The sequence below is a fragment of the Oerskovia rustica genome (genome assembly GCF_014836555.1).
Classification (GTDB): Bacteria; Actinomycetota; Actinomycetes; order Actinomycetales; family Cellulomonadaceae; genus Oerskovia; species Oerskovia rustica.
The window spans coordinates 1-12,522 of record NZ_JACSQQ010000057.1; the positions used below are offsets into that span (position 1 = coordinate 1).

The 12,522-nt window shown below is 74.7% G+C and carries 12 protein-coding genes; 6 read left to right on the plus strand and 6 right to left on the minus strand.

What is annotated here, in order from left to right; all coding sequences use genetic code 11:
• Positions 1-55 precede the first annotated feature (55 nt).
• From H9652_RS18920 to thiO, 3 genes are all read right to left on the minus strand, one after another.
• Positions 56-865, minus strand: a complete 810-nt coding sequence (locus tag H9652_RS18920; protein ID WP_404822063.1) for a thiazole synthase — start codon at positions 863-865, stop codon at positions 56-58.
• Between the two features lie 67 nt (positions 866-932).
• On the minus strand, positions 933-1,163 hold the full coding sequence (thiS, locus tag H9652_RS18925) for a sulfur carrier protein ThiS (RefSeq protein ID WP_191798300.1): 231 nt from the start codon (positions 1,161-1,163) through the stop codon (positions 933-935).
• The gene (gene thiO, locus H9652_RS18930) at positions 1,160-2,401 is read right to left on the minus strand and encodes a glycine oxidase ThiO (RefSeq protein WP_191798302.1); all 1,242 of its coding nucleotides are present in this window, start codon (positions 2,399-2,401) and stop codon (positions 1,160-1,162) included. Before thiO ends, thiS begins: the two co-directional genes overlap by 4 nt.
• Positions 2,402-2,686: 285 nt before the next feature.
• Between thiO and thiE the strand changes: the two genes are divergently transcribed.
• Together thiE and guaA are read left to right on the plus strand one after the other, a co-directional pair.
• Positions 2,687-3,307 (plus strand): thiamine phosphate synthase, encoded by a 621-nt coding sequence (thiE, locus tag H9652_RS18935; protein ID WP_225228485.1) that lies wholly within the window; start codon positions 2,687-2,689, stop codon positions 3,305-3,307.
• 73 nt (positions 3,308-3,380) lie between these two features.
• Positions 3,381-4,958, plus strand: coding sequence for a glutamine-hydrolyzing GMP synthase (gene guaA, locus H9652_RS18940; RefSeq protein WP_191798306.1), 1,578 nt, complete (start codon positions 3,381-3,383; stop codon positions 4,956-4,958).
• Positions 4,959-5,160: 202 nt separating this feature from the next.
• Here guaA and H9652_RS18945 read toward each other — a convergent pair whose 3' ends face one another.
• A complete protein-coding gene (locus tag H9652_RS18945) occupies positions 5,161-6,321 on the minus strand; it encodes a glycosyltransferase family 4 protein (protein ID WP_191798308.1) in 1,161 nt (386 codons plus the stop codon).
• Positions 6,322-6,460: 139 nt separating this feature from the next.
• Between H9652_RS18945 and H9652_RS20410 the strand changes: the two genes are divergently transcribed.
• On the plus strand, positions 6,461-7,228 hold the full coding sequence (locus tag H9652_RS20410; RefSeq protein ID WP_318244278.1) for a hypothetical protein: 768 nt from the start codon (positions 6,461-6,463) through the stop codon (positions 7,226-7,228).
• A 92-nt stretch (positions 7,229-7,320) separates the two neighbouring features.
• On the opposite strand, the gene H9652_RS18955 is transcribed toward H9652_RS20410, so the two are convergent.
• Positions 7,321-8,151: a hypothetical protein gene (locus tag H9652_RS18955; RefSeq protein ID WP_191798310.1), complete on the minus strand. Its 831-nt coding sequence runs from the start codon at positions 8,149-8,151 to the stop codon at positions 7,321-7,323.
• Positions 8,148-9,857 carry a PspC domain-containing protein gene (locus H9652_RS20015; RefSeq protein WP_225228483.1) on the minus strand — a complete coding sequence of 570 codons (1,710 nt, stop codon included), beginning with the start codon at positions 9,855-9,857 and terminating at the stop codon, positions 8,148-8,150. The genes H9652_RS18955 and H9652_RS20015 overlap by 4 nt, the downstream gene beginning before the upstream one ends.
• A gap of 157 nt (positions 9,858-10,014) precedes the next feature.
• On the opposite strand from H9652_RS20015, the gene H9652_RS18965 reads away from it, so the two are divergent.
• The 3 genes from H9652_RS18965 to H9652_RS18975 form a co-directional block, all read left to right on the plus strand.
• On the plus strand, positions 10,015-11,529 hold the full coding sequence (locus H9652_RS18965) for an ATP-binding protein (protein ID WP_191798312.1): 1,515 nt from the start codon (positions 10,015-10,017) through the stop codon (positions 11,527-11,529).
• A gap of 74 nt (positions 11,530-11,603) precedes the next feature.
• Positions 11,604-12,218, plus strand: a complete 615-nt coding sequence (locus H9652_RS18970) for a LuxR C-terminal-related transcriptional regulator (protein ID WP_206053360.1) — start codon at positions 11,604-11,606, stop codon at positions 12,216-12,218.
• Between the two features lie 158 nt (positions 12,219-12,376).
• Positions 12,377-12,522: 4Fe-4S binding protein (locus H9652_RS18975; protein ID WP_191798316.1), on the plus strand; the 146-nt coding region annotated here is incomplete at its 3' end.

A 12,522-nucleotide genomic window follows, 5' to 3' on the forward strand; every position in this document is an offset into this window, starting at 1 on the left:
AGGTAGACTCTCGGGAGGTCTACCTCGCGCACACGGGTCTACCTCGGCGAACCGGTCAGAGCGCCAGGTCCAGGTTGCCCGCGCCCAGCAGGCCGGACCCCGTGAGCCCGGCCCGGCCCACCATCCCGTCGACCGGCGAGCTCGCGAGCGCCTGCTCGCGGCGCGGGATGCGGCCCGCGAGCGCCGCGAGCCGCCCGGCCTCGACCGCGAGCCGCATGGCCGTGGCCATCCGCACCGGGTCGGCGGCGCGCGTGACCGCGGTCGCGAGGAGCACGCCGTCGCACCCGAGCTCGAGGGCGTGCGCGGCCTCCGACGCGGTCCCGATCCCCGCGTCCAGGATCACGGGGACACGGGCCGCAGCCGCGATGGCTGCGATGTTGCGCGGGTTGAGGATGCCGAGCCCCGACCCGATGGGCGCGCCCAGCGGCATGACCGCCGCGCAGCCCACGTCCTCGAGGCGGCGCGCGAGGATCGGGTCGTCGTTGGTGTACGGCAGGACGGTGAAGCCGTCGCGGACCAGGGTCTCGGCGGCCTGGACGAGCCCGATCGGGTCGGGCAGCAGCGTCACGTCGTCGGCGATCACCTCGAGCTTGACCCAGTCGGTACCGCAGGCCTCGCGGGCCAGGTGGGCCGTGAGGACGGCCTCCTTGGCGGAGAAGCAGCCCGCGGTGTTGGGCAGGGCGCGGATGCCGAGGCGGTCGAGCAGGCCCCAGATGCCGGTCTCGCCCGTTCCGTCGGCGGAGCCCGGCCCGCCCGGCGGCCGCACGCGCGCGACGCGGCGCATCGCCACGGTCGTGAGCGCTGTCCCGGACGCGACGAGCGCCTCCTCGAGCGTGAGCAGGTTCGCGGCACCGCCCGTGCCCATGACCAGGCGCGAGCCGAGCGCCACGCCCGCGACGACCAGGGAGTCGTCGGCCGCGCGGTCCGGGGTGTCAACCACCCTGCACCGCCGTGACGACCTCGACGCGGTCGCCGTCGCGCAGGGCCGTGTACGTCCACGTGCTGCGGGGGAGCACGGCGTCGTCGATCGCGACCGCGACGCCGCGGGGGACGGTGCCCGTGTCTCCGACGAGCTCCGGCAGCAACGTGGCGACGAGGTGTGCGACGGTCGTGGGGGCGGCGAGCGGATAGGGCTCGCCGTTGACGAGGGCTGTGCCGGTCATGGGGTCCTCCGGGGGGTGGCGACAGGGGCGGGGGAGAAGCGCATCGGGTCGATCGCCGCGACCGCGGGCGGCAGCGGGTCCCCGGCGAGGAGCGCGTCGACCGCGGCCCCCGTGACCGGGGCGAGCAGCACGCCGTTGCGGTAGTGGCCCGTCGCGAGGACCAGGCCGGGCACGCTCGTGGGTCCCAGGAGCGGCAGGTTGTCCGGGGTGCCCGGGCGCACGCGCGGCGTGACCTCGACCAGGGCCAGCTCGTCGAGGCCGGGCAGGAGCGCGCGGCCGTCCCGCAGGAGCGCGAAGACGCCGCCCGCGGTCGCGCGCCGGTCGTCGGGGTGCTCCTCGCTCGTCGCGCCGACGACGACCTCGCGGTGCCCGTCGGGTCCGGGCGTACGCGGTACGACGTACACCGGACGTCCCTGCACGACGCCGCGCACCACGTGGTCGAGCGTGAACCAGGGCGGGGCGTCGAGCCGGAGCGTCTGCCCCTTCACCGGACGGGTCGGGGCCGTGACCTCGGGGACGTCCGCGAGCAGGTCCCCCGAGTCCGCACCTGCCGCGAGGACCACGGTCCCCGCACGGTGCGCGGCGCCCGCGTCGTCGAGGGCCCCGGTCACGGGGGCGTCCGGTCCGGGCGAGCGCAGGAGCCGGACGGCCCGGCGGTGCACGACGGCGGCGCGCGGGTCCCGTGCGAGGGCCGCGGTCAGGGCGCGGTGCACCGCCCGCGGGTCGACCTGGTGGTCGCCCGGCGCCCAGAACGCGCCCGCGACGCGCTGGCCGACGAGCGGCTCGCGCTCCCGGGCGGCCGCGACCGTGATCTCGGTCGAGTCGAGCCCCCACGCCTCCTGCAGCGCACGTACGCGCCGCCCGACGGCCAGGTCGTCCCCGTCGTAGACCAGCGTGAGCGTGCCCGTGGTGCGCAGCCCCACGTCGAGCCCGGAGTCCGCCTCGAGCTCGGCCGCGAACGCGGGCCACCGAGCGGCGGAGTCGGCGCCCAGGCGCAGCGCGGCCTCCTCGCCGAAGTCGGCCTCGGTCACCGGGGCCAGCATCCCGGCCGCCGCGTGGGTCGCGCCGTCTCCCGGGGACGGGTCCAGGACGGTCACGCGCAGGCCGGCGCGCGAGGCCCGCCACGCCGCGGTGAGCCCCACGATGCCGCCGCCCACGACGAGGACGTCCGTGGCGCCGTCGGGCCCCGGTGGGCGCGCGGGCACGGCGGGGTGATCGGTGGACAGGGCTGCGCTCATGCGCTCGCTCCCTTCGCTGGCATGACCCAGATCAGGTTCGACGGTCGGCTCTCGCCCTCTCAGCCCCGTGCGGGGCTCCCGTGCTTCGCGGCCACCCTACAACGTGGCCAGGGCCGGGCCGGGGCACGACCACGGGCTGCGCCACGGCCGCGCACCGCACGGGGCCCGCCTATCCTGGGCGCCGTGACCACCGCCCCGACCGGCGACGCCGAGCGCCGACAGCCCCCCGCGCCCCGCCACCGCTCCGACGACCGCGACGCGGCCCGCCAGGCTGCCGTCGAGCGGCTGCGCGCCGCCCGGCTGTACCTGTGCACCGACGCGCGCGAGGAGCGCGGCGACCTCGAGGACTTCCTGCACGCGGCGCTCGCGGGCGGGGTGGACGTGGTCCAGCTCCGGGACAAGACGCTCGACGTCGCGCGCGAGCTCGAGCTCCAGGAGACGGTCGCGCGCGTCGCGACCGAGCACGGGGCGCTGTGGGCCGTCAACGACCGGGCCGACGTCGCGCTGCTGACCGGGGCTCCCGTGGTGCACATGGGCCAGGGCGACCTGCCCGTGCCCGCGGTCCGGTCGCTCCTCGGTGCGGGCCCGCTCCTGGGCCGCTCGACGCACTCGCTCGCCCAGGCCACGGCCGCCGAGGCGGATCCCGAGGTCGACTACTTCTGCGTCGGTCCCCTCTGGGCGACGCCCACGAAGCCGGGGCGCGACGCCGTCGGGCTCGACCTGCTGCGACAGGTCGCGGCGACACGGCCGACCACGCCGTGGTTCGCGATCGGGGGAGTCGACGCCGACAGGCTCGACCAGGTGCTGGACGCGGGCGCCGAGCGCATCGTCGTGGTCCGGGCGATCACGGGTGCGCCCGACCCGGAGCGGGCCGCGCGCGAGCTGCGCGAGCGGCTGCCCGCCTGACGCGCGCAGTGATCCCCGTCGCACGTCGTGGACCGATGCCGGGGATCGGCGCCGAGCCAACTATCCTGGGCTGGTGACACCCACCCCCTCAGCCCCCCGGCCCGTATTGGTCGTCGACTTCGGCGCACAGTACGCCCAGCTGATCGCGCGTCGCGTGCGTGAGGCCAAGGTGTACTCGGAGATCGTCCCTCACACCTTCACCGTCGAGCAGATGCTCGCCAAGGACCCGGCAGCGATCATCCTGTCCGGCGGTCCGTCGTCCGTGTACGCGCAGGGCGCGCCCTTCGTGGACCCCGCGCTGTTCGAGGCCGGCGTGCCCGTCCTGGGCATCTGCTACGGCTTCCAGGCCATGGCCAAGGCGCTCGGCGGGACGGTCGCGCAGACCGGCCTCAGCGAGTACGGCGGAACGGCCGTCGAGGTCTGCCAGGCCGGCGCGCTGCTCGCGGGCTCGCCCGACCAGCAGACCGCCTGGATGAGCCACGGCGACGCCGTGCACGCGGCCCCCGAGGGCTTCGAGGTCCTCGCGACCTCGGCAGGCTCGCCGGTCGCAGCGTTCGAGGACATCGGGCGTCGCCTCTACGGCGTGCAGTGGCACCCCGAGGTCAAGCACTCCCCGCTGGGCCAGAAGGCCCTCGAGAACTTCCTCTACCAGGGTGCCGGCCTTGCCGGCGACTGGACGCCGGGCAACGTCATCGCCGACCAGATCGCGCTCATCCGCGAGCAGGTCGGGGACTCCCGCGTCATCTGCGGCCTGTCCGGCGGCGTCGACTCCTCGGTCGCCGCAGCCCTCGTCCAGCAGGCCGTGGGCGACCAGCTCACGTGCGTGTTCGTCGACCACGGCCTGCTGCGTGCGGGCGAGGTCGAGCAGGTCGAGCGCGACTTCGTCGCCGCCACGGGCGTCAAGCTCGTCGTCATGGACGAGAAGCAGCGCTTCCTCGCCGCGCTCGCGGGCCACTCGGACCCCGAGACCAAGCGCAAGATCATCGGCCGCGAGTTCATCCGCGCGTTCGAGCAAGCGGCGCGCGACATCGTCGCGGACGCGGGCGAGCACGGTGGTGAGGTCAAGTTCCTCGTGCAGGGCACCCTGTACCCGGACGTCGTCGAGTCCGGCGGCGGCGAGGGCACGGCGAACATCAAGAGCCACCACAACGTGGGCGGCCTGCCCGACGACCTGCAGTTCTCGCTCGTCGAGCCGCTGCGGGCCCTGTTCAAGGACGAGGTGCGCGCCGTGGGCCGCGAGCTCGGCGTGCCCGAGGTCATCGTGGCCCGTCAGCCGTTCCCCGGTCCCGGGCTCGGCATCCGCATCGTCGGCGAGATCACGGCCGAGCGCCTGGAGATCCTGCGCGCGGCCGACGCGATCGCGCGCGAGGAGCTCACGAAGGCCGGGCTGGACGACGAGATCTGGCAGTGCCCCGTGGTGCTCCTGGCCGACGTCCGCTCGGTCGGCGTCCAGGGCGACGGCCGCACCTACGGTCACCCGATCGTGCTGCGCCCCGTGTCCTCCGAGGACGCCATGACCGCGGACTGGACCCGTCTGCCGTACGACGTCCTCGCGATCATCTCGACGCGCATCACGAACGAGGTCAAGGACGTCAACCGCGTCGTGCTCGACGTGACGAGCAAGCCGCCGGGCACCATCGAGTGGGAGTGACCTCCCGCTGAGCCACGAAGGGCCGGCCCCCGCAGAGCGATCTGCGGGGGCCGGCCCTTCGGCGTCCGGGGTGGTGCGGGGTCGGGCTGCACCCGCAGGCCCGACGGCGGCGCGCGCCTCGGGTCGGGACTCCTCCCGCCTCGTCGAACGGCTGCGCACGAGCGTCGGAGGTCCGGCCGAGCCGGGCACCGCAGCCTGCGCCTTAGCTCTTTCCGAGCGCCGCCCGCTCCTCGCGGTACGCCGCCGCCTTCCCGTACGCCTTCTCGACGTCCGCGAGCACGCTCGGCCACCCGCTCGACGGCCGGACCTCGCGGTTGTGCGCGACGATGCGGTCGAGCAGGCCGTCCTGCGTCACGAGCCGCACGATCTGGTCCGTCATCGCGTCGTCGTCGTCGGCGAGCAGCCCGTCGACCCCGTCCGTCAGCCGTTCCGCCACCCCGGACTCCGCCCGCGTCACCACGGCCAGGCCCGCGGCCTGCGCCTCGAGCGCCGCGATCCCGAACGACTCCTGGATCGCCGGGGCGAGGAACACGTCGGCGCGCGAGTAGAGCCGCTTGAGCTCGTGCGCGCCCAGGCGTCCCGGGAGGCTCACGGTCGTCGAGAGGCCGTGCTCCTTGACGAAGCGTCTGGCCGCGTCGAGCTCGGGTCCCTCGCCCGCGATCGTCGCGAACAGCGCGTCGTGCGGGAGCCGCTCGACGGCCTGACGGATCGACTCGAGCAGGGGCAGGACCCGCTTGCGGGGCGCGAACCGTGTCGCGGCGACGACGTGCACGGCCTTGCCCTCGCCGCGAGCGTCCCGTTCGACGCGCGGCACGGCCCACTCGTCGAGGTCGAGCCCGTTGTGCAGGATCTCGACGGGCACGTCGGGTCCGGCGATGCGGCGCAGCGGGGCGGCGGTCAGCTCGCTCACGGCCGACAGCAGGATCGGCAGCCTCGACCAGTGCGTCAGGCGGTCGAGCGCGGCGAACCACGGTTCGGCCGAGCCCCACACGCTGTGCACGGTCAGGACAGCGGGTAGGCCCAGTCGGGCGACGGGCTTGAGCGACGACTGCACCGACGGCGTCAGGACGCCCATGTGCAGGTGCACGACGTCGGGTCGCGCGTCCCGCAGGATGCGCGTCACGTGGTGGGCGGCACGCGGGTGCACGGGGTACCCACCGGGGACCCGGGCCGCGACGCGGTGGATCGTGACGCCGTCGTGCACCTCGCGGCTCACGCCGTGCTCGCCGCGCGACGCGGGCGTCGTGGTGACCACCTCGACGTGGTGGCCGGCCGCGGCCTGCTGAGCCGCGAGGCGGCTCACCTGGGTCTCGATGCCGCCGAGCAGCGGCAGGTAGCAGTCCGTCACATGGGTGATCCTCACCCCTGGATTGTCCCATCGACGCGTCCACGGCCCGTGCCCGGCTGGTCTGGTTCGGGAGTGATCGGACCGTTCGTCCGGCGGAAACGACGAATCGTCGCTACGTTGACATCAAAGAATCGGCTCGGGGAGGGATATCGCAATGTCCAGCACTGTCACGGTTCGGCCGGCGAAGGGCGTAGGGGTCATCGGGATCCTCACCGTCATCGCCGGGATCGTCATGATCATCGCGGGCGGCGTCACGTGGGGAGTCGTCACCTCGCAGCTGTCCGCCGAGGACATCACGGTGTCGGACGACGCGGACTTCCTCGCGGGACGCCACGTCAACGGTCCGCTCACCGCCTACGCCCAGGCGGAGGTCATCAACAAGCACGCGCTCGAGATCAGCGACGGCCAGACCTACGCCGAGCTCCCGCAGGACGACGAGCGCCGGGCCACGGTCATGAACGCCTCGTTCCTGCGCGCGTCGCTGTTCACCTCGGTCGTCGCCTACGGCGTCGCGGCCCTGGTCATCGGCCTGGGCATCCTGTTCATCCTCATCGGGATCGCGCTCCGGCGGATCGCGAGCGGTCCGGCCGTCGCGGTCGAGACCGCAGGCGGGTACTCCTCGGACGGCAACCTGTCGGCGGCCCCGCTCCCGGCGACGCACACCCCGGCCCACGCCGCGCCCGCGGCGCCGGTCACGCCCGCACCGGTGACTCCGGCTCCCACGACCCCGCCGGTCACGCCGCCGACCCGCACGTCCACCCACGCGGCCCCCGTCGAGGAGCCCAAGAGCCCGGGCGTCCCGACGACGCACACCGACCCGCTCGTGGAGCCCAAGAGCCCGGGCGTCCCGCCCACCGGGACGGACACGCCTCCGGACACGCCTCCGGCCACGCCTCCCGCCGGGGACCCGCCCCCGCGCTGAGGTACTTCTCCAGGTGCACGACGGCGGCGCACCGGTCCACCGGACCGGTGCGCCGCCGTCGTGCTCACCTCTTCTGCACCGGCGTGCCGGGCTCAGCGCCGGGCGCGCTCGCGGGCGCTGCGGCGGCTGCTCGACACGATCGAGCTCACCACGAGCACCAGGCCCGCGACGCTCAGCAGGGCGATGAGCGCGAGGTCGAGGTCGTACGTCGCGCCGAGAGCCAGCGCGAGGATGCCGGCCCCGACGGCCACGATGACGAACCCCCACACGACCGTCCCGACCCGCAGCCCGCGATTGCGCGGGTCGTCGCCCAGAGCGGGGTCGGTCGGCGCCTGAGCCCTCTGCTGCGCGGTGGCGTTCCACTGCGCGGCGGGGTCGACCGCGGGGGTCGGCCCGGGAGCCGGTGCGGGAGTCGGCGACGGGGCCGAGACCGAGACCGGCTCGGGGTCGACCGGCGCGTCCTGCACCGGGTATGCCTGCGTGTGCGTCGGGGCGGGCTCGCCGGCCGGCAGCGTGCCGGTGGGCAAGGCCTGGGTGGGCAGAGCCTGGGCCGGGGGAGCGACCGGCAGGACGAGCGTGGGGTCGGCGACCGGCAGCGCCTGGGTCGGCTCGCCCCGGAAGATCTCGTCCGCGAGGTCGTCCTCGTGCGCCAGGCCGTCCTGCGCAGGGCCGGCCTCGATGATCTGCGTCGCGTCGGGGTCGTCACCCGCCGACGTCGCGGCGTCGGTCTCGGGAAGCGTCTCGTCGGTGTCCTCGGGCGACTCGCCCTCCCCGGGGGCCGCGTCGTCGGCGTCCTCCTCGTAGCGCCCGTCCTCGGTGGCCTCGCCCGGCGTGACGGGCATCTCGATCGTGGGGTCGACCGGCGGGAGGGCCTGGGTCTCGCGCGCGTCGTCGGACTCGTAGGGGTTCTTCTCGGTGGTCATGATTCCTCCCGGATGGTCACGTCGCCGGCGGAGACGTCGACCTCGAGCAGGAGCACGGGGCCGGCGCCGTCGGAGACGGAGTCGGTGACGAAGGTGTGCGGGCGGGTGTTGACGCCGTTGATGGAGCGGCGCTCGCCGTCGACCGTCCAGGTCGCGTTGCCGGCGAGGACGCGGACCTCGGCCTCGACGGGGGTGCCGGCGGGGACGATCACGGTGAGGTCCCCGGCGCTCAGGTCGATCGGGACGACGACCGGGTCCTCCCCGACGGTGCTCAGGTCGAGCTGGCTGAGGTCGACCACCGGGTTGCCGAACGTGAAGGCGAAGCCGTTCTCGGCGTCCTGGACCGAGGTCACGGTGTACGTGGCGTCGGAGACGCGGGCCGTGAGGTCGGCGTCGAAGCGCTCGACGCTGTTCAGGCCGGCGATCGGCAGCGCGACGATGGTCGCGACGATCGCGAGGCCTCCCAGGGCGCCGCTCGTCCGGCCGCGCAGGCCGGAGACGATGACGCCGAGCCCGAGCAGGACGATCGTCGCGCCGATCCAGGTGTAGAAGAACGGCACGTCGATCACGGCGCGACGCTCGAGGAGCATGAGGACCGCGGCGCCCAGGAGGCTCACGCCGAGGGTGATCCCCACGACCGCCGTCCCGGGGCCTCGCGGACGCCGGGCCGCGCGGGCACGCTGCTCCTCGGCGCGACGCTGGCGCTCGGTCTCGCGCTCGGCGCGGCGACGGGCGTGGTCGTGGGCGCGGGCTGCCTGCTGCGCGGCGGCCTGCTGGGCCGCGTAGGCCTGGGGCGGGACCGGTCGCTGGGCCGGGTAGCCCTGCGGCGGCACCGGCGCGGAGGCGGTGTACACGGGGCCCGACGGCGCCGCGGGGGTCGCAGGGTACGCCGCAGCGGGTGCGGGCTGGGGGCCGGGGGCAGGTGCTCCGTACGGCGGGCGCGGCTGCTGCCAGCCCTGCGGGGGCTGGCCCTGCTGGCCGGGGGCGCCGGTGAAGGGCTGCGCGGGGTAGGGCTGCCTCGGCGGCACGGGGCCACCCGGGTGCTGGGCGTTCTGGGCGCTCGCCCGGTTCGCCGCGTACCTGCGGTAGTCGCTGCGCCGGTTGACGACCAGGACGATCACGACGATCACGGCCGCGGTCCACAGCAGGCCGTTGAGCCACTCGAGCCCGGCGAAGTGCCACCAGGAGAGCCAGCCGTTGTTCCAGCTCAGGCCGACGATCGTGGTGGCCGCAGCACCGAGCATGGCCACGTCGAAGTCGCCGCGGATCGCCTGCTGGAGGTGGATGCGCCCGTCGCGGGACTCGGGGAGCAGGGCCCACGCGAGCCCGTACAGGACGAGGCCGGCGCCGGTGAGGAACACCGAGACGACGAGGATGCCGCGCACGATCAGGGGGTCGATCCCGAACCGGTCGGCGACGCCGCCCGCGACGCCCCCGACCCAGCGGTCCTCGGACCGGGAGATGCCGATGCGCCGCACGGTGTCGAAGAAGCCGTCCATGCCGCTGGACTGGCCGTCCGGCTGGGCGCTCGACGGGCCGGGCGGCTGGTTCGGCGTGCCGCCGGGGGCCCCCGGCTGTCCGGGCACGGGCTGGCCGGGGCCGCCCGGTGTGCTCGTCGCGGAGGGAGGCCCGGCGTGCTGCTGGGGCGCTCCGGTCGGTGCGGAGCTCCCGGCCGGGGGTTCTGGGGAGGTGTCCTCGGTGCTCATGGCTCAAGCCTGGCCCGGGAGGCGGCCCCAGGGGTATCGGGTGATCCCCTGATCCGACCCTGATCCTCCGGACGGTCGACCCTGAACTTTCGCCTCGGCAGCGGACGAACGGGGCGTTCCGGCCGGTGGAGCGGTCCGGGCGTGTGACCATCAGAGAGTGACACCGACAGAGCGACCAGCCAGGAGACTTCCCCTCCGGCGCCCCGAGCAGGGGCGCTGGGTCGGTGGCGTGTGCCGTGGCCTCTCACTGCACCTCGACCTTCCGGTGGGCGCGGTACGCCTCGTGCTCGCGCTGATGGCGCTCGCGGGCGGCGCAGGCATCGTGCTGTACGTCTTCCTCTGGGTCACGGTCCCCGCGGGCGACCCGGCGCAGGTGGCCGACGAGGAGCGTCCCGCGTCGCTGCGCCGCATCGCTCCGCGGCTCCAGGGCCGGGTGCGCAAGCTGCCGGTGCGCGACGTCGCGATCGGTGTGGTCCTGCTGAGCGGGGCGGCGGTGCTCCTGGCGTCGCGAGCCGGCGTGAACATCGAGGTCTCCTGGGTCCTGCCCGTCCTCATCGCGCTCGCCGGCACGGCGCTGGCCTGGTCCCAGCTCGACGCCGCGCAGCGGGGTCGGTGGCTGTCGAGGGCGGGAGGACGCACCCCGGCCGGGGTGGTGCGGCTCGCGGGCGGCCTCTTCCTGGTGCTCGTGGGGGTGCTGCTCCTGGTGGGGCAGGACTCCACGGCCTCGGACATGGTCCGGGCGACGGTCGCGTCGGTGGCGGTCCTCGCGGGCGCGGCGATCGTGCTCGCGCCGTGGTGGCTGCGCCTCGTGCGTGAGCTGGGCGACGAGCGGGCCGCCCGTGCCCGGGAGGCCGAGCGGGCCGACATCGCGGCCCACCTGCACGACTCGGTCCTCCAGACCCTCGCCCTCATCCGGTCGAGCGCGGCCGACGCCGACACGGTCGCGCGGCTCGCGCGTGCGCAGGAACGTGAGCTCCGGGAGTGGTTGTACAACGACCGGCCTGCTCCTGGTACATCGCTTGCGGCAGAGCTCCGGACGCTCGTCGGAGAGGTCGAGGACCGGCAGAGCTGGCGGCTCGCGGCGGGGGCCGCGGCGGCGGCCGGGGTCAGCGCGGCGGGAACCGTCGGGGACGGCGGCTCGGCGGGGACGGCGGCCGTGGTCGTCGACGTCGTCGTCGTGGGGGACTGCGTCCCGTCCGACGAGACGACCGCCCTCCTCCAGGCCACGCGTGAGGCGCTCGTCAACGCCGTGGCCCACGGACGACCGCCCGTCTCGGTCTACCTCGAGGTCTCGGACGACGCCGTCGAGGTGTTCGTCCGTGACCGCGGGGACGGGTTCGAGATGAAGGACATCGCCCAGGACCGCTTCGGGGTGCGGGAGTCGATCATCGGCCGCGTCACGCGCAAGGGCGGGAGCGCCGAGGTCGTCTCGCGGCCGGGCTGGGGCACCGAGGTACGGCTCAAGGTGCACCGAGCCGCCGAGAGCGCAGCCCCGCCAGCCGCCGAGACTGCGGAGGGAACGACGTCCGGACCTAGGATGCCCGTGGAGCCCGACGCGGGTGCGACGCCGGCCGGGCCCGAGAGGCCGTCGCCGCGGACCGCGCAGGGCCCGGAGCCGGTCCCCGTGCCGCGCCCCGGACAGCCCGCCCGAACGACCCAGGAGCGAACGTGACCACCATCCCCAGCCCCGCGCAGAGCTCGCTCCCGGGGGCGCCGGTCCCGGTCGTCCTCGTCGACGACCACCACATGTTCCGGGCGGGAGTGCGGGCCAGCCTGGACGGACGGGTCGACATCGTCGGGGAGGCCGACAGCGTCGACGGCGCGGTCGAGGCGATCCGCACACTGCGCCCACCGGTCGTGCTGCTCGACGTGCACCTGCCGGGAGGCAACGGAGGCGGTGGGGCAGAGGTCATCACGCGGTGCTCGGACCTTCTGGGGTCCACACGGTTCCTCGCGCTGTCCGTGTCCGACGCGGCCGAGGACGTCGTGGCGGTGATCCGCGCGGGTGCCCGGGGCTACGTGACCAAGGCGATCTCCGGACCCGACCTGGCGGGGGCAGTGGTGCAGGTCGCGAGCGGTGACGCCGTCTTCTCGCCGCGCCTCGCGGGCTTCGTGCTCGACGCCTTCGGGACCGGCCAGGCGGACGTGGCCGTGGCCGACGACGAGCTCGACCGGCTCTCGGCCCGAGAGCAGGAGGTCATGCGCCTCATCGCCCGCGGCTACGCGTATCGAGAGGTCGCCTCGGAGCTCTTCATCTCCGTCAAGACGGTCGAGACCCACGTGTCCTCGGTCCTCCGCAAGCTCCAGCTCTCGTCGCGGCACGAGCTCACGCGCTGGGCCGCCGCGCGACGGCTCCTGTAGGCCCGGCGCGCGGCGGGCCGCGAGGGCCTCGACCGCCTGTCAACCGCGAGATGTCGCCGTATTGCCAGGTGAGAAGCAGGGTTCCCGTGCCCCGCCGGAGCGATAGCCTGGAGGCAGCCGGTGAAGCCCTCCGGCCCCGACGAAAAGGAACCTCCGCCGTGACGTACGTGATTGCTCAGCCTTGTGTGGACGTGAAGGACAAGGCGTGCATCGAGGAGTGTCCGGTGGACTGCATCTATGAGGGCAAGCGGTCGTTGTACATCCATCCGGACGAGTGCGTGGACTGTGGTGCGTGCGAGCCGGT